Genomic DNA, 21,022 nt, shown 5'->3' on the forward strand with positions numbered 1-21,022 from the left:
ACACCGTCTAGCGGCAGATTTTCTGTCGCTCAGGTTCGTCTGTTCAGACGAGTGCCGTCGGGGGTGAGGACGCGGGCGCCCCACAGGGCAAGCTGCGTACGGTCCGCGGTGTCGGTCTTCTTCAGCGACGCCTGGATGTGGGTGCGGACGGTGTTCGCGGAGAGTTGGAGGGTCTTGGCGATGGCCTCGTTGGAGGTAACCCCGCGACTGAGCAACTCCACTACCCGGGTCTCCGAGGGGCTGAGGGTGTGCTGACGTTGACGGTCGTCGTCTGATGCCCGCGAGCGCGCGACCTGCTGTAACAACGTCGAGGTCACGCGCGTGGAGATGAGGCCATCGCCGCGGTGAGCGGCGCGTATCGCTTCGATCAGCTGAGCGCCGTCGTGGGTTTTCAGCAGGTAGCCACTGGCCCCCTCCGATAAGGCGCGCAGGACGAGGTCTTGTTCGCCGTGGCTGGTGAGGACGATGACGCGCGTCGCCTTCTGGGACTCTCGGACGAGTGTCCGCGTCGCCTCGATACCGTTGGTTCCGGGCATCTCGAGGTCCATGAGGACGACGTCCGCGCGTTCGGCCCGTGCTGCCGTCACAGCGTCGTGGCCGGTGGAGGCTTCGCCTACGACGACGATCCCCTCGGCCTGCTCGAGGCGCAGCCGCACACCGCGGCGGAACGGGCGATTGTCGTCGGCGATGAGGACCCGGATGGGATCATTCACCACCACGGATGGCTCCATCGGGTGCGGTGAGGGGGATTTTCACGGTCAGCCTCCAAGCGCCGGCCTCGTCAGCCGACGTGTGCAGCATGCCACCTACGAGAGCGAGCCGGTCCCGGAGGCTCTCCAGTCCCCACCCCAGCCCCAGCTCCCTCTCGCCGGGACGTGCGTGACGGGCAGGACCGTTCGTGATGGAGATCCCCAACCGCGTGGGTCCCACGTCGACGCGGACACTCACGTCTGCTCCTGGGGCGTGCTTTGCGGCGTTGGAGAGCGCTTCGGCGACGCCGCGGTACGCGGTTGTGGACACGACGGTCGGCAGCACCGCCACATCGCCGTGCACCGTCTCCGTCAGGAGCATTCCCCGCTCCTGCCAGAACGTCACCAGGTCGCTCAGGGAGCGCAGGTCGGGAGTGGGCTTGTGGGCGACGGTGTTGACCGCGCGCAGGTCCCCGAGGGCTCCATACAGACTCGCGGCGGCGTATCGTCCCTCCGCCCGGACCTCTTCGATGAGCTCCAGTGCCTGTTCGGGGTGCGCTGGGGCGAGGTCCATGGACGCGTCGCACAACGACACCAACCCGGCGAGGTGCTGGCCGGCGACGTCGTGCAACTCCTGGGCGATGCGTCCGCGCTCCGAGGCCCGGGAGTCCTCGACCTCCTTCTCCTTGAGGCGTTCGACTTCGAGGGCCCGGGCACGGGCAGCGTGCGTTCGACGTTCGTGGACCGACCACAGCATGCCCAACACCAACGCGGCGAACGCGACAGATGCCAGCGCGGTGCCTTCGGTGAGGACGAAACTCATCACCGCTGTGGGCGGGGCACCGGCGGTCTGCGCGTACAGCCCCAGCCCTGCCACGGTGGCGGCGATGACCCCTGCCGCCCATGCGATGCTCGCCGTGGCGGTGCGGGAAGACCCGAGAGTGAACATCGCCACCGCGACCACCAGCTGCATGGGGGTCGCCCAGTTGGGCACCCCGAGCAGGACTGCCACGGCCACATATGCGCCCGCGGCGACGAGCACCCCCGCGACGGCGCGGCTCGCCAGCCGCGTCACCGCGACCGCTTGGACGAGGCACGCGGTTGCCGCGAGCAGGATGACCACCGCAGGCGGCAGCGGGTGGGTCCACTGCCCCGCACCGCCGATGAGTGCGATGACGGGGTCGCTGCACACGGGGATGACGGTGGCGAGGAAGATCACCGCCGGGGACAGCGGGGAGCGGAGAGCGGACGTGAGCGGCGCGCTCATTCTCAGGTCGCCGAGGACTCCCGCACCGTCCAGCGCGTCGTCTGCGGGCACCTGCGGGCGAGGAACGGTGGCGGTCATTCGGGCAGCAGATCTGCCGGCCGGACGTTCAACGCGTCGGCAAGGCCGTACACGGTCGTCATGCGAGGGTTCGAGGACGGTCCGTCCGCGCGGGATGCGCCGCGCCCCGCCTCGATGAGCTGAATGTGGTTCTTGGAGATGCCGACCGTGTGCGCCAGCGCCTCCTGCGTGAGCTTGGCCTCCCGCCGCAGACGTCGAACAGTTTCCCCGAACACTTGGGCATGCGCTTCTCTCCAAACCACTTATAAATGGTCAGCACGGCCGTTGATGGGGTCGACCATATAAACCGGGACTTTGATCACTTGGAGTCGCAGCGACCACACGCCCCGGGCCCATACGAGCACGACCACGATTCACCGTCACAGGTGACAGCGCGAACCGTGGTCGACACATCCAACAGCGGTTGCGATCTCAGACTGAGAACTCGCCACGGCCTACAAGTCCTCAGCGGGATAAAGCTCGCTGAATAGGATGTGCTCATGGGCATTGTGCACATCACGCACCTGATCGACGACATCGACGGGACTGTCCTCGACGAAGGCGACGGCCAGCAAGTGCGTTTCTCCATCGATGGTCGGGCTTATGAGATCGACCTCACAGCTCAGAACGCGGACGAGTTGTTCGAAGCATTCGCGCCTTATGTACAGGCAGCGCGCTCCGTGTCGACAGGGCGCACTCAGTCGGCGCGTCACCCTGCGGGCGCCGGCGTCGATCTCGTTGCCGTGCGCACGTGGGCGCGCGAGAACGGTCATACCGTCAGCGACCGTGGGCGCGTACCGGCAAGCATCATCGACGCTTACAAGTCATCTCACTGACGGCCAGGGTGCCTACTCGCAGGGCGTGAGCCTTCACGGGCTGTCTCAAGCGAACCACTCTCAGGCGCCTCCAGAGAGCCGGGAGCAGCCTGTCATGGCATCGGTCCGGCCGCCCCCACGCCCACAGCGAGACATCCACCCTCCCGGTTGATGCCCGAAGGTGCCGCAGTGGCGACGCCGTCTGATTCAGGCACGAGACCTCACGCGGAGGAAAAGCGCCTTCAACTTCGCGAGTCGACTCTCACGCTGTCCGTCAATGACTCCGGGCGGCCGCCTCTGCCTCAACTCCAGCGGATTTATCCCGTCATCCGAAGTGAATCGGAAGGAGGTTCTGCGGACGCCCAGCAGTTCGTCGATGTGGGCATTCGCCTGATCGACGCGTGCCCTCTCAGTCCCGTCGCGTCCCGTTTCGTTGAAAGCGAGCGGTTCGCCGAGAATTGCTGACGTGATATTCACAACCCCTGCCTGACCCGGCAGGATTGCCCAGACGTGGAAGAACGCATCGGGCTCAGAAATACTACCGGTGGTCCCGAGCACGACGAGCGCCCCGGTTGAGACATCCAGCCATGTGGTGCCGTAGTTCACCTGAAGGACTCCGCCGGCGAGGGACCGCTCAATCGAGTCCCTGGCTTCTCGGCTGATATTGACGTTCACTCCATGTCTGACCCACATATTCGAACTCTAGCGGCGTCTCGCGAACCCATATGAGCCCTGCCCGTCTACTCGAATAAGTCGGCGACCATTCTCGCCCCCGTCGCGACAGTGCCGTGAGGAGAGTCGAGCGGCTAGGTCAGTTCCCTGCAGACCGGAGAAGCGCGTCGCTATAACGCTCGGACGCCGTCCGCACGTATTCCGGTGTCACGACAGCAGCCCATAGCAGCCCCGCGACGAATGCGAAGAGGCCGGCCACGAGGAATGGCCAACACCCGGTCTGCCACGTACCCGCGATGCTGAGCCAGAGAAGACCAGCACTCAGGACCGCAACGGATGCTGCGATGACCAGGGCCGCCGGGCGTAGACCCAACATGTACCGGGCCGCACCGTAGTGCTTCAACTCCGACCACACTCGCGGGTACCGTTCGTGGTCGCGGGTAGCCTCGCGAAGCAGCCCGGCGGCCCGTTCGTACACGGCATCAGCGGCGACGGCGTCACGTTGCTCCGCACGCGGCGACGGGAGCTTGATCCCCGTTCTTTCTTCGACGCGGGCGCGGAGCAGGCGCATGTCCGCCGCGGACCCCGCCGACCACCTCATCATCCGCACCGTGGTGTTCCCACCCCAAGATGCCCATAAGCGCTGCTGGATGGCGTTCCCGCGATCTCGAACCACTCTCATCACGATGAGATGCACCCCACCGAGTGCAACCAATGATCCGATGGATCGGATGAGGTCGGCAGCGTCATCGGCGCGGAAGGTCACGAGCGGCAGGAGGCTGATGGGGGCCAGGACTGCAGATGCGGGGAGGAGCTGAGTGTGACGCTCGTAGGAGTCGGTGCTCACGTCATTCGCTCGGGTCCACCCATGGGAGCGGGACCATCGGCGTCCACCCGCGAGAGGGGGCTCCACGGTTCCAGCGGATCGTGTTGCCCCGCGTCGCGTGGACGCTGTAACCGCGGCGGGTGAAGGCGTTGGCCACCTCTCCGCGGGGGAATTCGTCCGCCTGCGCGCCGACGCTGACAAAGGACGTCCGCTCTGCGGTCGCGCCCACGATGGGGCCCGCCAGGCGGTCCATGACAGCCGATGTCACATTGTGCCGCGAACCGTGGTGCGGGATCTGAATGAAGTCGCGCAGTCCGTGGCCGCCGCGCCCGGAATCTTCGAAATAGTCGGCCGCCTGCTCGAGCGCTGGTGCGCCCGCGTCCCCGGTGAGGAGGATGCGATGACCGTCGACCTGCACGTCCAGGATGATGCTGGTGTTGTTGCGAGGCGTCGTTCCACCGTTGTCCGTCAGCTGGCCTTCGCCGGGGTCGCTGGTGAGGCTGCGAAGCGCGGCTTGCACGGCACGCACAGCTCCGTGGAACAGTGAGCCCGCCTTCGCCGCGAACGAGCCGGCCGCTTCTTGCGCGCTGAGCTGCTCCTCGTAGTACGCGGCGGTGGGACCAACCACACGGATGACACCCGAGAAGAACGATTGCCCGATGAACGCGGCGGTTGTCACGCGCGTGCCTTCGGACTGCGCCAGTGCGATCAACTCCTCGACGGTGCCGGAGGCGACCGTGTCCGAGGTGTGTCCATGTGCACTGGGGCGGTGGATCAGGAGCTCGTCGTCCGCGTCGAGCAACGGGCACGAATGTCAGCACGGTGGTTATGAGAGGGGGAGCATGATCGCTGTCCCCGCAGCCTGGATCACGCGACCGGCGACGAGGAAGCCGAAAGTCGGCGCCGCCGCAGCCAAGAGCGTGCCTAATGTGAACGCGCCGATAGCGATCAAGAAGACAACTCGAGTCGAGAAGCGTTGCAGCACGATGCCTGTCAGCGGTATCACGACGGCCATCGTGAGGAGGAAGGCCGTTGTGAGCCACTGAGCTGTGCTGGCGGTCACCTCGAACTGCTGCATCAGTGTGGGAAGCGCGACGCTCATGATCGTCTCGTTGAGGATCATCACGAAGGCGCCGACGATGAGCACTCCGAGGACGACTTTGAGTTCGCGTGGGAGCGAACCATTCGGGAGCGTTCGCCCCTCAGGCTCACGCATGGTCGTTTTCGTCATTCAGGTCCCGCCTGTCATCTGAAGGACCTCTCTCGACGAGCGGTTCGCGATCAGATCTCACTGCTCGCGGAGCGGATGTTCACAGAACAGGGGTACGAGGATGTCACCATGGAGGAAGTCGCGCTCGCAGTCGGCATCTCACCCCGTACGCTCTTCCGCTACTTCGGCAGCAAAGGCGAGATCGTCCTTGCCCCACCGACTCCTTCGGGGCGGAGACTGTCGAGCGCCTGCGCGCGGCGCAGACGACGGATGCGTGGGAGATGCTCGCGGCCGCGTTCGCCCATGCTGCCGAGCTGCATGCCGACCCGGCGACGGAAGCGCGCGCGCAACGCAGCGAACCATCGAAGACAGTCCGGCGCTGTTCGCGGCATACCTCGTCAAGATGGAGACGATCCAGAACGATCTGGCGGCCGAGGTGCCGAGCAAATCGGGAGTCGATGCAACTCTCGCTCGAGCGTTGGTGGGGTCGGTCTTCGCGTGCCTGCGTGCAGCCCTATCCGCAACCAGCGAACGCCCGAACGTGAACTTCTCACTTGAGTTCGCGCGCATCTTCGGGTACATGGCCCCGCGTCAACGCCTCTGAATGCGGCGCGCCCGGAACCTAGGCGGTGCACCGCGACGCAGGTTCCGGGCGTGGGGCGTTCACGCACGCGGTCCTGACGCACTCGCATGAGCACTCGCAGTGGTCACGCCCTCACGTTCGCCCATGCGGGGACGCAAGCGCGCGGAGGTGATCCCACCACGCGGTCTGGAAGGCAGTGAACGTGCCGGGATCCTGCGCCTCAACCCAGGATCGGATTCCGTCGGGGGCATCATCATCGTCGAACTGCCATCGCCCGGTTCGGAGGAGGTGACGTTGCGCGGCGAGAGCGCGCTCGCACCAGATTCGGCGGCGCGCCCTGCGACGGGAGCCCAAGGTCATCTCGTCGAAGGCGAGCAGCCACTGGAGGACCTCTCGCTGGTCGGCGTCCAGCTCTTCGGGGTCAGCGAGGAGGATGATGTCGAATCGGCGGTACCAGATGTCTGCCATGCCTCGCCCATGCGCGGGCCGAGCAGGTGAGCGGTCCGGGGACGCGGCACGAAGAGTCGCGTTGGACATGTCCAACGGCGCGGCTCACCGAGCAAAAGCAAAATCCCTGTTTACATGGTCTTTTGCGCGCGCTAGCTTCAGCGCATGACCAGTCGCGCACCTCAGCGTCTGCGGGGATCCATGCCACCTGCCCGCGACTGCTCCGGCTGCGCGTGCCATGACTCTATGTACTCGGTGAGCTTCGACGCGACGAACGGGAAATGGCTTGCCCAGTAGGCGATGTCCGCATACTGCGCCATCGTCTCCCCCCGCATAAGACGCTGCTGGCGGTCAGCGCTGAGACCATCGACACCCCCTGCGGCGCCCGCGACATGGGCGGCGACACTGCTGCCCTCCCAGCTGGTCGCCTCCCGCGCGGCGTTCGCCAAGATGTGCTGCATCATCGCCGCGCGATAGCGCGAGCCTGCGGGATCGACCCCCTCAGCGGGCTCGAGGAGTCTGCGAGTCTTCCCGAACGCCGACCTGTTCTTCACGACGGATCGTGGCTCGAAAACAGCGCCCGAGCCTTTCGGTGGTCTCCCCACGGACCTCAACCTCCAGACAATGCACCGCTCAGATCTGATTTAACTCCGGCTGACCCGAAAAAACTTCGGAACGACCCTCGACGAGGTTCGGCGTGGTGCATAGGGGCCCCACTATGCCGAACGCTACCCCCTCATCCTTCCGTATCCAGAAGTACGGCCCCACCGACATCGCCCGCGCCAACGCGGACGTCATCGCCCCCCTGCTCGGGCGCTTCCTCACCGGTGAACACCCCAAGCGCACCGCCCACCTTCTTGCGAAATGCAGCTACGCCGCACTCCCCCTTGAGGCGAGGATGACCACTGAGCAGTGGCGTGCAGCCGAAGGGTTCGGACTCGACGCAGAAGGGGAGGCCTTCGTCCGCGACGCCGTCTCCATCGCCGCCCCCCACACCGCGTACAGCGCGAAGCTCTGCATCAACTACGCCAGCCGCTACGTCCACTGGTGCCGGATGAAGGGTTACCCCCTCACAGCTCAGTCCATCTGGTCACCGCTTGCCATCGACCTGTACTCCACCACCGCCAATCAGGACCTGAGCGAAGGCACCCGCCGCAACTACCGCGCAGTGCTCTTGCGCATCAGCGAGACCCTCCTCCCCGACGCCCACCCCGACAAGGCCACCCCCCTCGCCAACAAGTCCACCATCGCCCCGTACACCGCCGAGGAGATGGGCGGATTCCGCGACTGGGTAGGCATGCAGTTGACACCGCTCAAGGCTCACCGTGCGCTGGTCATGATGGTGCTGTGCGCCGGCGCCGGAGTCCGGACCGCCGAAATGGCTGAGCTCCGCCCCGAGCACATCCTCCGCGACCCCGCTGGCACCCTCATCGACATCCCCGGCAAACGCGCCCGCCTTGTCCCCCTCCTCACCGAATGGGAGGAGTGGGTGGACCCCATGCTCGAGCGCCGCCCGGACACCAAACTGTTGTGGGGGAACATCACCCGCCGCGACGCCAACAACATCGTCTCCGCCTTCACCCAGTACTCCAACGGCACCCCGCCCCGCTCCGACCGGCTCCGCAACACCTGGATGGCGACGCACCTGGTCGCAGGGACCCCCCTGAAGATGCTGATGCGGGCAGCCGGCGTCACCACGCTCGACCACCTCAACCTTCTGCTGAAGCACCTCCCGGACGTCGACGACGCGCAATACATCCGCGCCCTCCGAGGGGAGGCGCAGCGATGACCCCCAAAGAGGAAGCCGCCGTCGACCTCTTCGAAGCGCGCATGCTCGAAGCCACCGGACACACCTCCGAGGAGTACGGCAAGGTCCACGCCGTCGGACCCACCTCCCTCGCGCACGTTCAGCTCTACGCCAAGCTCATCGACGAGTCCGGCATCGTCGAGCTGCTCGAGAAGTGGTTCGCCGAGAAGCGCCGCTCGAACGCCGGCCGCAAACCCATGATCCCTTTCCGCGCGGCGCTCGTGCTCCACATCATGCACGCAGGCTCCGGCACCGTCCGGTACCACGACATCGCCCGCACACTCTATGCGCAGCTGCCGCCCGCGGCGTTCGAATACCTCGGCATCACCACCACCGTCGGCGACCACGACGAGTGGTACATGCGCTTCTGGAAAGCCCTCAACCGCATCCTCGCCCTCGTCAGCCCATGGGATGTGCCCCGCAACACGTTCCTCTCCGCCGAGGCGTACCGCCGCGCTCATGAGACCTACTCGAAGGAGCGGCGTGACCGGATGGACATCATCATGAATGCGCTCGCTCACGCGTCCGCACGTCGGCTCCCGAAGGACATCCGGAAGAACTACAAAGGCAACGTCGCCCTCGATGCCACCGCCGTCTACCTGACCGGTCGCGCAAACCCACGCATCTACAACCTCGACAGCCCCCGCTTCAACCTCGACGCCATGAGCGGCCCCTATACGCGGGAAGGCGCGCATGAGGGCGACGGCAGTCGCAGCGACGAGCCCGCCTGGGAGGTGGAAACCGTCGTCACCGTCCCCAACACCCCCGGCGCTATCGAGACCTTCCCGTTCCTCACTACCGGCATCACCATGCACGCCCCCGGCAAGGTCAAACACGGACCCCTCATCGCTATCAAGTTCCACGCTGAACTCTTCGACGAGCGCGGACTCATCCTCGTCGACCGCAACTACAACAACCTCAGGTCGCACCGATTCCAGAACCCCACCCGCATGATGGGCTTCCGCCACGTCTACAACTTCAAAGACAAGAAGCGGTTGGCGATGGAGGGTGCCATCGGCGACGTCATACTCGTCGACGGATGCCTCTACGTGAAATGGATGCCGATTGACCTCATCAACGCCACCTTCGACTACCGCCACGAAGACCCCGAGCAGCGCATCGACGAAACCACCTACCGCGAGCGACTGCGCTCGCGCAGCTCGTACCTCCTCAAAAACCTCGGCTATCCCGACGAGGACGGCCGCCAGCGCTTCCTCTTCCCCGACCTCTCGAAAGTCGCGTGCTTCGACCCCGTCATCCACGACAAGCCTGTCCGCCCCAAGCTCGCCCAGCGGACCATGACCCTCGCCCCCGACTCCGACGAAGCCATGCGCATCATCAAGCACCTGATGCAGTTCGAGTACCGCAGCCCCGAATGGTTCAAGTGGGCCGGGCAGCGCAGCCACGTGGAAGCGAACAACAACTACCTCAAGCGCGAAGGTGGAAGCGACCTCGGCGACCCCCGGCGCAGACGACCCCGCGGCTACGCGTTCCAAGCACTCGCTATCGCCGCAGCCACCGCCATCAGCAACATGAGCCGCATCGTCACGTTCCTCGAGACCGCGGTGAACAACGTCATCTCGCTGACCGACCGGCGGCGAGCGCGACGCCGGCGCGACGAGCACGGCAACCGCCTGGCGCACCCCGTCCGTACATAGAGGACGCGACGCCCCCGAACGGAACACGCATTTCACGAACCAGCCCCGGAAGGGGCTACTCGTGTTGGTGCGGCGGGTCCGCGTGGGGGTTTGTGGATGCTTTCGCGGCAATCGAGGGGCAGAACGGACGAAGCCGGCCAGGAAAACTGCTCCTGACCGGCTCCGATTGTTGATTTGTAAAGAACTGTCTCACTGAAAAAGTAAGACCGCCTTCTGTGCGCGAGGGGGGACTTGAACCCCCACGCCCTTGCGGGCACTGGCACCTGAAGCCAGCGCGTCTACCTATTCCGCCACTCGCGCGAGTCACGGCACGGATGCCACGAACTCAACTTCCCGAGAATATCACGGCGGGGTCCACGTGACGAAACGCGGCCGCGGGAGGCCGCTTCCATGACCTGCCCAGCCGCCCTGGCTACGATGTGCCTACTGGTCTGCCTGCCCGAAGGAGTCTCGTGGGACTACTCGACAGTTTCGAGAAAGGTCTCGAACGCGCCGTCAACGGTGCGTTCGCGAAGACCTTCCGTAGCGGCATCCAGCCGGTGGAGATCGCCTCCGCGCTGCGCAGCGAGCTCGACAAGAAGGCCGTGGTGGTCACGCGCGAGCGCATCCTGGCGCCGAACGCCTTCTCGGTGCGCCTCTCCCCCGCCGACGACGAGAAGATGGGCGCCCTGGGCTCCACACTGCTCACCGAGCTCGACACGCTCGTGAAGAAGCACGCCCGCACGCAGGGCTACTCGTTCGCGGGGCCCGTCGCCATCACGATCGAACGCGACTCCTCCCTGTCGACGGGCACGCTCCGCGTGGACTCGCAGACCACCGAGGGCCGTGTCGCCTGGCGCGGTGTCGTCGACATCGACGGCACACGTCATCCGCTCACGAGCTCGCGCACCGTGATCGGACGCGGCAGTGACGCCGACATCACCATCCCCGACGCCGGCACCAGCCGCAAGCACGTCGAGATCCTGTGGGACGGCGAGCGCGCGATGGTCCGCGACCTGGGCTCGACCAACGGCACCACCCTGAACGGCCGCAAGGTCTCGGAGGCGGCACTGCCCCCCGATTCGACGATCTCGATCGGCCGCACCAATATCGTGTTCCGTGTGGTCGCGCAGGCGCAGCCGCCGCGGCGCCCGCAGGCGTCCGACGCCACGAGCATCTTCGACGTCCGGGAACGGGGACCCCTGTCATGAGTCAGCTGACTCTTCTTCTTCTGCAGGGCGGGTTCCTCGTGCTGCTGTGGTTCTTCGTGTTCGGCGTCGTCTACTCGCTGCGTGCCGACCTCTTCGGCGTGAAGGTGCGCAAGCTCCCCGAGCCGGCGGCAGCGTCGTCCGCTCCCGCGGCCGCGGCGCCGACCGCGTCTCCCGACGCCGTGACCACGCAGGTCAAGCGTCCGGCCGCACCGCCCGCTCCCGCCCCGGTCGGGGCGCTCGCGACGACCGCGGCGGTCTCGCGCATCGTCATCACGAGCGGCCCCAAGGCGGGTCTCGAACTCCCGCTGGGCACCGAGCCGCTCACGATCGGCCGGTCGAGCGAGTCGGGGCTCGTCATCCGCGACGACTACACCTCCAGCCACCACGCCCGACTCGTGCTGTGGGGCGATCAGTGGATGCTGCAGGACCTCGACTCCACCAACGGAACGACGCACGACGGCGTCCGCGTCGCGTCGCCCGTGCAGGTCAAGGTGGGTGCGCCCATCAAGGTCGGCGCGACCACGTTCGAGTTGAGGACGTAAGCCACCCCCATGGTCTTCCAGGGCTCGAGCGCCGCCATCTCTCACACGGGCAAGGTGCGCTCCAACAATCAGGACTCCGGCTATGCCGGGTCCAACCTCTTCGTCGTCGCCGACGGGATGGGCGGTCATGCCGGGGGCGACGTCGCCTCGAGTCTGGCGATCCACCGACTGACCGAGCTCGACCAGCCCTTCGGCACCCCCGCGCAGGCGGAGCACGCGATCCGCGACGCCCTCGCCGACACCGCGGCCGAGCTGATCGACACGGTCGCCCGCCGCCCCGAACTCGCCGGTATGGGCACCACGGTGAGCGCCCTGGTGATGGTCGACGACTACGCCGTCATCGGCCACATCGGCGACTCGCGCATCTACCTCTACCGCGACGACACGCTCACGCAGATCACGGCCGACCACACCTTCGTGCAGCGCCTCGTCGACTCGGGCCGCATCACGCCCGAAGAGGCGCGATACCACCCGCGGCGCTCCGTCCTCATGCGCGTGCTCGGCGACATGGACCCCGATCCCGAGGTCGACAGCTTCATCATGCCGACGCAGGACGGCGATCGCTGGCTGCTGTGCTCCGACGGGCTGTCGGGGGTCGTCGACGACCCGCACACCGCCAAGACGCTCGCCCTCGGCATGCCCCCGGCGCGCACGGCCGACGCGCTGCTCAAGCAGGCGCTCGACGGCGGCGCGCCCGACAACGTCACCGTGGTGCTCGTCGACGTGGGCGGCCAGCATCCGGTGTTCATCGGCACCCCGGCGATCGTCGGCTCCGCCTCCAACCCGAGCGGCGTGGTCGTCCCGGCGGCTCGGCCCAGCCGTCCGAACTGGCTGCACCACGCCCGCCAGGTCGCCAACGAACCGACCCATTTCGAGCCCGCCGCGGAGTTCCTCGAGGAGCTCATCGAAGAAGACCGCCGTCGCGCGCGCCGTCGCCGTTTCGGCTGGCTCGCCGCGCTGCTCGTCGTGCTGGCCGGCATCGGGCTCGCCCTGTTCGCCGGGTACAACTGGACCCAGACGCGGTACTACGTCGGCGCCGACGAGAACTCGGTCGTCATCTACCGCGGCATCCAGCAGTCCATCGGGCCGATCTCGCTCTCGACCGTCTACGAGGACACCAACATCGTGCTCGCCGATCTGTCGGACTTCGACCGTCAGACCGTCGAGGCCACGATCTCGGCCCGCTCGCTCTCCGATGCGGAGCTGATCGTCGACCGCCTGCGCCCGGCGGCGGAGGGAAGCGGATGACCGACCAGAAGCAGACGCGCTCCCCCGACGCCGTGTCGACCGACACGGCTGTGATGCGCGCCCTGAAGAAGATCCGCGTCCCGGCGACGCAGCGCAACCGCGAGCTGGGTCTGCTCTTCTTCGCGATCGCCGTCTACGGCTCCGCCGTGGCCCTCGTCCAGCTCGGGGCGACCGGCGCGATCGACACCGGCTTCCTCTCGCTCGCCGCCGTGCCCGCCGTGCTCGGCCTCGTGATGCACGTCGTGCTGCGCCTGCGCGTGCGCGACGCCGATCCGTTCGTCCTCCCCATCGCCACCGTGCTGACGGGTCTCGGCATCGCGATGATCTACCGCATCGACCTCGCCGACCAGAGCACCGGATGGGATGCCACGGGTCACCGCCAGATCGCGTGGGCCGCCATCGCGATGATCTGTGCACTGGCCGTGCTGATCTTCGTCCGCAACTACCGCGTCCTCTTCCGGTACACCTACCTCTCGGGACTGGTCGGCATCCTGCTGCTGCTCCTGCCTTTCGTGCCCGGTCTGGGCACCGACCAGAACGCCGATGTGTGGGTCTCGCTCGGCTTCGTGTCGTTCCAGCCCGGTGAGCTGGCGAAGATCTGCCTCGCGATCTTCTTCGCCGGCTACCTCGTGCGCACCCGAGAGAGCCTCACCTCCACGGGCACCCGGTTCCTCTTCATGACCTGGCCGCGGGCGCGCGAGCTCGGCCCGGTGCTCATCATCTGGCTCGTCTCGCTCGGCATCATCGTGCTGCAGCGCGACCTCGGAACCGGCCTGCTCATCTTCGGCATGTTCGTCGCCATGCTCTACGCCGCGACCGGCAAGACGAGCTGGGTCGTCATCGGCCTGATCCTCGTCGCCAGCGGTGCGTTCCTGGCATCCCGGGTTCTGCCCTACGTGCAGGGCCGCTTCGCCAACTGGCTGAACGCCTTCGACCCCGAGGTCATCGACCGCGACGGCGGCAGCTACCAGCTGGTGCAGGGCATCTTCGGGCTGTCCCACGGTGGACTGTTCGGCACCGGGCTCGGCCAGGGGCGTCCGTACATCACGCCGCTGTCGCAGAGCGACTACATCGTCCCGAGCCTCGGCGAGGAGCTCGGCCTCGTCGGGATCTTCGCGATCCTCGCGTTGTACATGGTGTTCACCAGCCGTGGCATCCGCGTCGGTCTCGCCGGTCAGGACGACTTCGGCAAGCTCCTCGCGACGGGCTTCTCGTTCACGATCGCCCTGCAGGTGTTCATCATGGTCGGCGGCGTCACGCGCGTCATCCCGCTGACGGGTCTGACCACGCCCTTCCTCGCCGCCGGCGGATCGTCGCTCATCGCGAACTGGATCATCGTGGCGTTCCTGCTGCGCATCTCCGACGCCGTCCGCTCCCGCCCCCGGGTGGTGATCGGCTGATGCGCCGCACCCCCGCCGCCCCCCGACCCGAGGAGGCACCGTGACCAAAGAACTCCGACGCCTCAGCATCGTCATGCTCGCCATGTTCCTGGCGCTGTTCGCCTCGACGAGCGTCATCCAGGTCGTCCAGGCGAACGCCCTGACCAACACCCAGGGCAACACCCGCGCCCTCTACGACTCCTTCGAGATCCAGCGCGGATCGATCATCGTCAGCGGCACGCCGATCGCCCAGTCGGTCCCGTCCGACGACGTGTACAGCTGGCAGCGCCAATACGCGGATGCCGCCATGTGGGCGCCCGTGACCGGCTACATGAACCCCGTGCTCGACGCGAAGACCAACATCGAGTCCGCCGAGAACAGCGTGCTCAGCGGCTCCGACTCGAACCAGTTCTTCTCGCGCATCGACCGCGCCATCACCGGTCAGGCCCCGCGCGGATCGAACGTCGAACTCTCGCTCGACGCGAACGTGCAGAAGGCCGCGTGGGACGCCCTCGGCGACCAGCAGGGCGCCGTCGTGGCGATCGAACCCTCGACCGGTCGCATCCTCGCCATGGTCTCGAAGCCGAGCTTCGACACGAACACGCTCGCCTCCCACGACACGGATGCCGTGAACGCGGCGTACGACCAGCTGGTCGCCGACAGCGCGAAGCCGCTCGACAACCGCGCGATCTCGGGGAACCTGAACCCCCCGGGGTCGACGTTCAAGCTCGTCGTGGCCTCGGCCGCCCTGGCATCCGGCAAGTACACCCCCGACTCGGCCTTCCCCAATCTCGCCGCCTACACGCTGCCGCAGTCGACCAACGTCGTCAGCAACGCCGGCGGCGGAACGTGCGGCGGCGGCGACATCGTGACCATCGCCACGGCCCTGCGGTTGAGCTGCAACATCCCGTTCGCCGAGCTCGCCGTCGAGTTGGGCGACGACGCGATCCGCGCGGAGGCGGAGAAGTACGGTTTCAACACGTCCTTCACGATGCCGCTGACGTCGACCGCGTCCACCTACCCGGCCAGCCCCAACGCGCCGCAGACCGCGCTGAGCGGCTTCGGCCAGGGCGACGTCCGCGCCACGCCGCTGCAGATGGCCATGGTCTCGGCGGGCATCGCGAACGACGGTGTGGTGATGAACCCGCGGATGGTCGATCGGGTGATCGAGCCGAACCTGTCGGTCACCGACGAGGGCACCAGCAGTGAGTTCGGTCGCGCGATCGAGTCCGACGTCGCCGCCCAGATGGTGTCGATGATGACGGCGAACGTCCAGGACGGCGCGGCATCGAATGCAAGAATAGACGGGGTCCAGGTGGCGGGTAAGACCGGCACCGCGGAGAACGATTCCCGCCCCTACACTCTCTGGTTCACCGGCTTCGCACCGGCGGACGACCCTCAGGTCGCCGTCGCCGTGGTCGTCGAAGACGGTGGAGGCCAGGGGCAGAGCGGGAGCGGCAACGAGATCGCCGCCCCGATAGCGAAGAAGGTCATGGAGGCGGTGCTGGGTAAATGAGACCGACACAGGGTGTGACCTTCGGCGGGCGGTACGAGCTCGATTCACGGATCGCGATCGGCGGTATGGGCGAGGTCTGGGAGGCGACCGACCACGTCATCGGCCGGACCGTCGCCATCAAGATCCTCAAAGACGAGTACATGGGCGACCCGGGCTTCTTGGAGCGCTTCCGCGCCGAAGCCCGCCACGCCGCGCTCGTGAACCACGAGGGCATCGCGAGCGTCTTCGACTACGGCGAGGAAGACGGCAGCGCCTTCCTCGTGATGGAGCTCGTCCCCGGCGAGGCCCTGTCCACGATCCTCGAGCGCGAGGGGTCGCTGTCGAGCGACAAGACCCTCGACATCGTCGCGCAGACCGCAGCCGCCCTCCAGGCGGCGCACGCCGCGGGCCTCGTGCACCGCGACATCAAGCCCGGCAACCTGCTGATCACCCCCGACGGCCGCGTGAAGATCACCGACTTCGGCATCGCGCGCATCGCCGATCAGGTCCCGCTCACCGCGACCGGCCAGGTCATGGGCACGGTGCAGTACCTCTCCCCCGAGCAGGCCTCGGGACACCCGGCATCACCGGCCACCGACACTTACTCGCTGGGCATCGTCGCGTACGAATGCCTGGCCGGCAAGCGTCCCTTCACGGGCGAGTCGCAGGTGGCCATCGCCATGGCGCAGATCAACGAGCAGCCCGCTCCGCTGCCGCCCACGGTCGCCGTCCCGGTGCAGAACCTCGTGATGGCGATGATCGCGAAGAAGCCGGAGGACCGCCCGGCATCCTCCGCCGCCGTCTCGCGCGCCGCAGCCGCGCTCCGCCGCGGCGACCTCGCCGCTGCCGCGGCGGCCGTCCCGGCGATCGCCGCCGGTGCCGCCGCTGTCGACGACGCCACGCAACTCCTCACCTCGGGGCAGACCTCGGCCACCACGCGCCTGCTGCCCGCGGCCGGCGCCGCAGCGGCGGGTGTCGCTCCCATCCTCACGGAGGAGCACACCGAAGAGGACGCCGCCCCGCAGAAGAAGAAGCGGAGCCCCTGGACGTGGCCGCTGGTCGCGCTCATCGTGCTGCTGGCCCTGGTCCTCGGTGGAACGCTCTTCACGCTCCTGGCGAACCAGAACGAGCCGGACGCCGCCCCCACCAGTGCCGCTCCCAGTTCCGCTACTCCCAGCACCCCCGCCTCTCCGTCGACCTCGCCGACGCCCACGCAGTCGGCACAGCTCGTCGACGTCGACGCCCTCGACCTCATCGGCAAGACCTGCGACGAAGCGCGCAGCATCCTGGGTGACGCGAACCTCGGCGCGACGTGCGCCACCGGCACGGCCGCCGAGAACGCCGACCAGATCGGTCTCGTGTACATCGTCGACCCCACGGGACGCAACCTCGAGGGCACGAACATCACGGTGACCGTGTACGGCGAAGAGACGCCGCTGCAGCAGCCGGGTACGCCCACTCTCCCGGGCACGTCCGTCACGGCCGGCAGCGACATCCAGGTGTCGTGGCAGCAGTACTCCTGCCCCGCCGGTACCGGCAGCGTGACGTCGTACGACTTCACCGCGACGAACGGCACGTTCGACACGAACGGTCAGTCCACGGCGTCGTTCTCGCCCGACGAGCGCAACGCGCAGCTGAAGGTGAGCAACTCGGTCGGGCAGTCGCTGCGCGTCACGTACACCGTCAGCTGCTCGGGCACCGACCGCACGGCAGGACCCTCGGGCGAGGCATCCGCCTCGATCACGGGAGGCAACTCGCCGAGCCCCTCCACCACGGGCAACGGCGCCGGCGCCACCACCAAGCCCTGAGCTTCGACCCACCCCCTCCGGGAGTTTTCGTGACCATTGAGACGCGCGTCCTGTCCGGGCGCTACCGCGTCGACGACCTCATCGGTCGCGGCGGCATGGCGAGCGTCTATCGTGGCTACGACCAGACGCTCGGGCGCACGGTGGCCATCAAGATCCTCAAGGCGGATCTGGCGGGCGACGCCGCGTTCCGCACGCGCTTCCGTCTCGAGGCTCAGGCCGCGTCGCGCATGGCTCATCCGACCATCGTCCGTGTCTTCGACGCGGGCGAGGACGTCGAGGTCGGCGTCGACGGCCAGGAGCGCCCCGTTCCGTACATCGTCATGGAGCTCGTGCACGGGCGCCTGCTGAAGGAGATCATCGCCGAGGGCTCGGTGCCGGTCGACGATGCGCTGCGCTACGTCGACGGCATCCTCGAGGCCCTCGAGTACTCCCACCGCGCCGGAGTGGTGCACCGCGACATCAAGCCCGGCAACGTCATGATCACGGATGCCGGGCGCGTCAAGGTCATGGACTTCGGTATCGCGCGAGCCGTGTCCGACTCGTCGTCCACCGTCGCCGAGACGACCGCGATCGTGGGCACGGCGGCGTACTTCTCGCCGGAGCAGGCGAAGGGCGAGTCCGTCGACGCCCGAGCCGATCTGTACTCCACCGGTGTCGTGCTCTACGAACTGCTCACGGGCCGCCCTCCCTTCCGCGGCGAGACCCCCGTCGCCGTCGCGTACCAGCACGTGAGCGAGGCCCCGCTGCCTCCGAGCGAGGTCAACGAGAGCATCCCCCGCGCCCTCGACGCGATCGTTCTGCGCGCACTCGCGAAAGACCCGTTCCAGCGTCCGCAGGATGCCGCGGGCTTCCGCGAGGCACTCGACGAGACCGCCGACGGCAAGTCGCCGACGAAACGCCAGATGTCGGCCCTCTCTAACGAGCTCTACGGACCGAACCCCCGCCAGGCTGCCGAGACCGCCCGTTCGCTCCGGCAGCTCAGTACCGACACGACCATGCGTCGCACCCAGCCCGGACCGCCCGTCGCGTGGATCTGGGCCGGCGTCACGGTGCTCGCCGTCCTGCTCGTCGCCGTCCTCATCTGGGTGATGCAGATCCAGCCGAACGAGGACGTGCCCACCAACTCCTTCACCGTCCCCAACGTCGTAGACATGTCGTACGAGCGGGCCGTCGAGACACTCGAGGCGCAGGAGCTCACCGCGAGCCGTGTCAACGAACCCGACGCGGACATCGCCGCAGGCAACGTCACGCGCACCACCCCCGACGCGGGGACCACCGTGGCGTCCGGTCAGCAGGTCACCGTCTACGTCTCGACCGGGCCCGACACCGCGTCGGTGCCCTCGCTGGAGGGCCTGTCCGAGTCCGAGGCGCGCACCGCCTTGCAGAACGCGGGTCTGTCGGTCGGATCGATCCGCCGCACCACCGATCCCGCTCTCTCCGCAGGCACCGTGATGTCCGCGAGCGCCGAGGCCGACACGCAGCTGGCCAAGGGCACCGCGGTCAACCTGGTCGTCGCCAGCGGCCAGGTCGTCATCGTCAACTACACGGGGTACCTCCTCGAAGCCGCCATCCGCGACCTCGAGTCCGACAGCAAGCAGCTGACGGTCATCACGCAGGAAGACCCCGGATGCCGCGCCACGACGCCCCAGACGGTGAGCGGCCAGTCGCTCGCCCCGGGTGAGGTGCCGGTGCACAGCGAGATCACGCTGTCGGTCTGCTCGGGCTCCTGAGGCCACGCGGGCTGAGGCGGGCGGCGCGTTCGGCCGCGCCGGGCATGCCGGCGTTCTCCAACCACCGACCCAGGAGGACGTGACCCCCCTCGGTGAGAACGCTCTCGGGGTGGAACTGCACCCCCTCGATCGGCGCGGTTCGGTGGCGGATCCCCATGACGACACCGCCATCCGTGAGCGCCGTCACCTCCAGCACGTCCGGCACCGACGTCGGGTCCACCGCGAGGGAGTGGTACCTCGTCGCCGAGAATCCATCCGGCAGGTCGGCGAAGACGCCCGCGCCGTCGTGTCGCACGACACTCGTGATCCCGTGCAGCAGCTCGGGGGCGTGCCCCACGCGCCCTCCGAACGCCGTCGCGATGGCCTGGTGCCCGAGGCACACCCCGAGAAGAGGGATGCCGAGCTCCGCCGCCTCGAGGATGACCCGCTCGGACTGGCCGGCTTCGGCGGGATGCCCCGGTCCCGGGGAGACCAGGACGGCGTCGGCGGATCCCCGGACGACGGTCGACAGCCGGGTGTCGTCGGCGGACAGGAGGTCCGTCTGCGCACCCAGGTCGCGCAGGTAGCCGGCGAGGGTGTGGACGAAACTGTCGCGGTTGTCGACGATGACGACGCGCCAGGGGCTCACTCGACCGTGACCTCCTGCGGGTAGACGATGTCGCTGACCCAGGGGAAGACGTAGAAGAAGAGGCCGTAGAGCACGGCCGCCAGCAGGACGATCACGATCAGCAGGCGCACCCACCACGGACCGGGGAGGACGCGCCAGAGGGCTCCGTACATCAGGCTGCTCCAGAGGTCAGGGCGAGAGGCGGGCCCGCGTCGGTGCGGGGGGTGTACGACTCGAAGACACCGTAGGCGATCGCTCGTTCTGAGAAGCCGTAGCGCGGGCTGCAGGTCGTCATCGTGATGATGCGGTCGGTCGCCTCGATCTCGGGGCGCTGCGGGAGGGGCAGCAGCACGTCGACCGCGTCCGGACGCACGTACTCGAGGTTGCGATAGCGATAGGTGTACCACCCGGTCTCGGTCTCGACCACGATGGCGTCACCGATGTGCAGCGACGGCAGATCCGCGAAGGGAGCCCCGTGGCTGCCGCGATGACCGGCGATGGCGAAGTTGCCGAGCTGACCGGGCATGGCGCTGTCGGGGTAGTGTCCGAGGCCGATCGGGTCGAGCGTCCGCGACGCACTCACCCCACCGGCCAGGCGGAACTGATAGTCGGAACCCAGCCGTGGGATGCGCACGACGCCGAAGATCTGGGCATCGTCGGGCTGCGCCATCGCCGGCGGATCGGAAGTGGGCGGGATGCCCGGGGTCGAGGTGTCGCTCGGCGCCGGAGCAGGCGGATCGGCCGCCCACGACTCGGTGATGTCGCGCGCCTCGTTCTTGAACTGCGACCCGATGATGACGTCGCCGATCCACAGCTGCCAGACCACGAAGAGGAGCACCAGCACACCAGCGGTCACGAGGAGATCGCCGATCACGCCGATGACCGAGAGACCACGGCGAGGAGCCGTCGTGCGCCGCCGTGCCCGTCGGGTCTGAGGCTGCGAGACGGTGTGCACGAGGCGAGTCTAGTTCCGTGGGTTCGCGCACACCTGA

23 protein-coding genes and 1 tRNA gene are annotated in these 21,022 nt (G+C 67.6%); 12 read left to right on the top strand and 12 right to left on the bottom strand.

What is annotated here, in order from left to right:
- Positions 1-29: 29 nt before the first annotated feature.
- From RWH45_RS06630 to RWH45_RS06640, 3 genes are read right to left on the bottom strand one after another with little or no spacing between them, the layout of a single operon-like run.
- Positions 30-719, bottom strand: a complete 690-nt coding sequence (locus tag RWH45_RS06630) for a response regulator transcription factor (protein ID WP_315994091.1) — start codon at positions 717-719, stop codon at positions 30-32.
- A complete protein-coding gene (locus RWH45_RS06635; RefSeq protein WP_315994092.1) occupies positions 706-2,034 on the bottom strand; it encodes a sensor histidine kinase in 1,329 nt (442 codons plus the stop codon). Before RWH45_RS06635 ends, RWH45_RS06630 begins: the two co-directional genes overlap by 14 nt.
- Positions 2,031-2,276, bottom strand: coding sequence for a helix-turn-helix domain-containing protein (locus RWH45_RS06640; protein ID WP_315994093.1), 246 nt, complete (start codon positions 2,274-2,276; stop codon positions 2,031-2,033). Before RWH45_RS06640 ends, RWH45_RS06635 begins: the two co-directional genes overlap by 4 nt.
- Before the next feature lie 237 nt (positions 2,277-2,513).
- Here RWH45_RS06640 and RWH45_RS06645 point away from each other — a divergent pair, with 237 nt between their 5' ends.
- Positions 2,514-2,849 carry a histone-like nucleoid-structuring protein Lsr2 gene (locus tag RWH45_RS06645; protein ID WP_315994094.1) on the top strand — a complete coding sequence of 112 codons (336 nt, stop codon included), beginning with the start codon at positions 2,514-2,516 and terminating at the stop codon, positions 2,847-2,849.
- A gap of 186 nt (positions 2,850-3,035) precedes the next feature.
- Here RWH45_RS06645 and RWH45_RS06650 read toward each other — a convergent pair whose 3' ends face one another.
- The 4 genes from RWH45_RS06650 to RWH45_RS06665 all read right to left on the bottom strand — a co-directional run bounded on the left by RWH45_RS06650 (position 3,036) and on the right by RWH45_RS06665 (position 5,557).
- Positions 3,036-3,521, bottom strand: a complete 486-nt coding sequence (locus RWH45_RS06650) for a hypothetical protein (RefSeq protein ID WP_315994095.1) — start codon at positions 3,519-3,521, stop codon at positions 3,036-3,038.
- 118 nt (positions 3,522-3,639) lie between these two features.
- Positions 3,640-4,347 carry a hypothetical protein gene (locus tag RWH45_RS06655; RefSeq protein WP_315994096.1) on the bottom strand — a complete coding sequence of 236 codons (708 nt, stop codon included), beginning with the start codon at positions 4,345-4,347 and terminating at the stop codon, positions 3,640-3,642.
- A 1-nt stretch (position 4,348) separates the two neighbouring features.
- On the bottom strand, positions 4,349-5,128 hold the full coding sequence (locus RWH45_RS06660) for a ComEC/Rec2 family competence protein (RefSeq protein WP_315994097.1): 780 nt from the start codon (positions 5,126-5,128) through the stop codon (positions 4,349-4,351).
- A 24-nt stretch (positions 5,129-5,152) separates the two neighbouring features.
- A complete protein-coding gene (locus RWH45_RS06665) occupies positions 5,153-5,557 on the bottom strand; it encodes an MFS transporter (RefSeq protein ID WP_315994098.1) in 405 nt (134 codons plus the stop codon).
- A 75-nt stretch (positions 5,558-5,632) separates the two neighbouring features.
- On the opposite strand from RWH45_RS06665, the gene RWH45_RS16255 reads away from it, so the two are divergent.
- Both RWH45_RS16255 and RWH45_RS06670 read left to right on the top strand, forming a co-directional pair.
- Entirely contained in the window at positions 5,633-6,094 is a 462-nt protein-coding gene (locus RWH45_RS16255) for a helix-turn-helix domain-containing protein (RefSeq protein ID WP_367575543.1), read from the top strand.
- Positions 6,095-6,263: 169 nt separating this feature from the next.
- The gene (locus RWH45_RS06670) at positions 6,264-6,617 is read left to right on the top strand and encodes a hypothetical protein (RefSeq protein WP_315994099.1); all 354 of its coding nucleotides are present in this window, start codon (positions 6,264-6,266) and stop codon (positions 6,615-6,617) included.
- A 131-nt stretch (positions 6,618-6,748) separates the two neighbouring features.
- Here RWH45_RS06670 and RWH45_RS06675 read toward each other — a convergent pair whose 3' ends face one another.
- Positions 6,749-7,030 (bottom strand): hypothetical protein, encoded by a 282-nt coding sequence (locus RWH45_RS06675; RefSeq protein ID WP_315994100.1) that lies wholly within the window; start codon positions 7,028-7,030, stop codon positions 6,749-6,751.
- Between the two features lie 254 nt (positions 7,031-7,284).
- Here RWH45_RS06675 and RWH45_RS06680 point away from each other — a divergent pair, with 254 nt between their 5' ends.
- Together RWH45_RS06680 and RWH45_RS06685 are read left to right on the top strand one after the other, a co-directional pair.
- A complete protein-coding gene (locus RWH45_RS06680) occupies positions 7,285-8,355 on the top strand; it encodes a site-specific integrase (RefSeq protein WP_315994101.1) in 1,071 nt (356 codons plus the stop codon).
- Positions 8,352-10,031, top strand: a complete 1,680-nt coding sequence (locus RWH45_RS06685; protein WP_315994102.1) for a hypothetical protein — start codon at positions 8,352-8,354, stop codon at positions 10,029-10,031. Before RWH45_RS06680 ends, RWH45_RS06685 begins: the two co-directional genes overlap by 4 nt.
- A 216-nt stretch (positions 10,032-10,247) precedes the next feature.
- On the opposite strand, the gene RWH45_RS06690 is transcribed toward RWH45_RS06685, so the two are convergent.
- A tRNA-Leu gene (locus RWH45_RS06690) sits at positions 10,248-10,331 on the bottom strand.
- A 152-nt stretch (positions 10,332-10,483) separates the two neighbouring features.
- On the opposite strand from RWH45_RS06690, the gene RWH45_RS06695 reads away from it, so the two are divergent.
- From RWH45_RS06695 to pknB, 7 genes are read left to right on the top strand one after another with little or no spacing between them, the layout of a single operon-like run.
- Positions 10,484-11,221: an FHA domain-containing protein gene (locus tag RWH45_RS06695; RefSeq protein ID WP_315994103.1), complete on the top strand. Its 738-nt coding sequence runs from the start codon at positions 10,484-10,486 to the stop codon at positions 11,219-11,221.
- Positions 11,218-11,763: an FHA domain-containing protein FhaB/FipA gene (locus tag RWH45_RS06700; RefSeq protein WP_315994104.1), complete on the top strand. Its 546-nt coding sequence runs from the start codon at positions 11,218-11,220 to the stop codon at positions 11,761-11,763. The genes RWH45_RS06695 and RWH45_RS06700 overlap by 4 nt, the downstream gene beginning before the upstream one ends.
- A 9-nt stretch (positions 11,764-11,772) precedes the next feature.
- On the top strand, positions 11,773-13,011 hold the full coding sequence (locus RWH45_RS06705) for a PP2C family protein-serine/threonine phosphatase (protein WP_315994105.1): 1,239 nt from the start codon (positions 11,773-11,775) through the stop codon (positions 13,009-13,011).
- Entirely contained in the window at positions 13,008-14,411 is a 1,404-nt protein-coding gene (locus tag RWH45_RS06710; RefSeq protein ID WP_315994106.1) for an FtsW/RodA/SpoVE family cell cycle protein, read from the top strand. Before RWH45_RS06705 ends, RWH45_RS06710 begins: the two co-directional genes overlap by 4 nt.
- 40 nt (positions 14,412-14,451) lie before the next feature.
- Entirely contained in the window at positions 14,452-15,906 is a 1,455-nt protein-coding gene (locus RWH45_RS06715) for a peptidoglycan D,D-transpeptidase FtsI family protein (RefSeq protein WP_315994107.1), read from the top strand.
- Positions 15,903-17,693: a serine/threonine-protein kinase gene (locus RWH45_RS06720; protein ID WP_315994108.1), complete on the top strand. Its 1,791-nt coding sequence runs from the start codon at positions 15,903-15,905 to the stop codon at positions 17,691-17,693. The genes RWH45_RS06715 and RWH45_RS06720 overlap by 4 nt, the downstream gene beginning before the upstream one ends.
- A 29-nt stretch (positions 17,694-17,722) precedes the next feature.
- Entirely contained in the window at positions 17,723-19,423 is a 1,701-nt protein-coding gene (gene pknB / locus RWH45_RS06725) for a Stk1 family PASTA domain-containing Ser/Thr kinase (RefSeq protein ID WP_315994109.1), read from the top strand.
- Here pknB and RWH45_RS06730 read toward each other — a convergent pair.
- The 3 genes from RWH45_RS06730 to RWH45_RS06740 are packed head-to-tail and all read right to left on the bottom strand — an operon-like array spanning position 19,395 to position 20,985.
- Positions 19,395-20,051 (bottom strand): anthranilate synthase component II, encoded by a 657-nt coding sequence (locus tag RWH45_RS06730; RefSeq protein WP_315994110.1) that lies wholly within the window; start codon positions 20,049-20,051, stop codon positions 19,395-19,397. The genes pknB and RWH45_RS06730 overlap by 29 nt on opposite strands.
- The gene (locus RWH45_RS06735; protein WP_315994111.1) at positions 20,048-20,203 is read right to left on the bottom strand and encodes a hypothetical protein; all 156 of its coding nucleotides are present in this window, start codon (positions 20,201-20,203) and stop codon (positions 20,048-20,050) included. Before RWH45_RS06735 ends, RWH45_RS06730 begins: the two co-directional genes overlap by 4 nt.
- On the bottom strand, positions 20,203-20,985 hold the full coding sequence (locus RWH45_RS06740; RefSeq protein WP_315994112.1) for a class E sortase: 783 nt from the start codon (positions 20,983-20,985) through the stop codon (positions 20,203-20,205). Before RWH45_RS06740 ends, RWH45_RS06735 begins: the two co-directional genes overlap by 1 nt.
- Between the last annotated feature and the right edge of the window lie 37 nt (positions 20,986-21,022).

Source organism: Microbacterium galbum, from assembly GCF_032464915.1.
GTDB lineage: Bacteria > Actinomycetota > Actinomycetes > Actinomycetales > Microbacteriaceae > Microbacterium > Microbacterium galbum.

What these genes read in the sequence shown, in the direction of transcription:
- RWH45_RS06635 (WP_315994092.1), bottom strand. Translation starts at nt 2,034, where the DNA reads ATGACCGCCACCGTTCCTCGCCCGCAGGTGCCCGCAGACGACGCGCTG.
- RWH45_RS06645 (WP_315994094.1), top strand. Translation starts at nt 2,514, where the DNA reads ATGGGCATTGTGCACATCACGCACCTGATCGACGACATCGACGGGACT.
- RWH45_RS06650 (WP_315994095.1), bottom strand. Translation starts at nt 3,521, where the DNA reads ATGTGGGTCAGACATGGAGTGAACGTCAATATCAGCCGAGAAGCCAGG.
- RWH45_RS06665 (WP_315994098.1), bottom strand. Translation starts at nt 5,557, where the DNA reads ATGACGAAAACGACCATGCGTGAGCCTGAGGGGCGAACGCTCCCGAAT.
- RWH45_RS16255 (WP_367575543.1), top strand. Translation starts at nt 5,633, where the DNA reads ATGTTCACAGAACAGGGGTACGAGGATGTCACCATGGAGGAAGTCGCG.
- RWH45_RS06670 (WP_315994099.1), top strand. Translation starts at nt 6,264, where the DNA reads ATGCGGGGACGCAAGCGCGCGGAGGTGATCCCACCACGCGGTCTGGAA.
- RWH45_RS06675 (WP_315994100.1), bottom strand. Translation starts at nt 7,030, where the DNA reads ATGATGCAGCACATCTTGGCGAACGCCGCGCGGGAGGCGACCAGCTGG.
- RWH45_RS06680 (WP_315994101.1), top strand. Translation starts at nt 7,285, where the DNA reads ATGCCGAACGCTACCCCCTCATCCTTCCGTATCCAGAAGTACGGCCCC.
- RWH45_RS06685 (WP_315994102.1), top strand. Translation starts at nt 8,352, where the DNA reads ATGACCCCCAAAGAGGAAGCCGCCGTCGACCTCTTCGAAGCGCGCATG.
- RWH45_RS06700 (WP_315994104.1), top strand. Translation starts at nt 11,218, where the DNA reads ATGAGTCAGCTGACTCTTCTTCTTCTGCAGGGCGGGTTCCTCGTGCTG.
- RWH45_RS06705 (WP_315994105.1), top strand. Translation starts at nt 11,773, where the DNA reads ATGGTCTTCCAGGGCTCGAGCGCCGCCATCTCTCACACGGGCAAGGTG.
- RWH45_RS06710 (WP_315994106.1), top strand. Translation starts at nt 13,008, where the DNA reads ATGACCGACCAGAAGCAGACGCGCTCCCCCGACGCCGTGTCGACCGAC.
- RWH45_RS06720 (WP_315994108.1), top strand. Translation starts at nt 15,903, where the DNA reads ATGAGACCGACACAGGGTGTGACCTTCGGCGGGCGGTACGAGCTCGAT.
- RWH45_RS06735 (WP_315994111.1), bottom strand. Translation starts at nt 20,203, where the DNA reads ATGTACGGAGCCCTCTGGCGCGTCCTCCCCGGTCCGTGGTGGGTGCGC.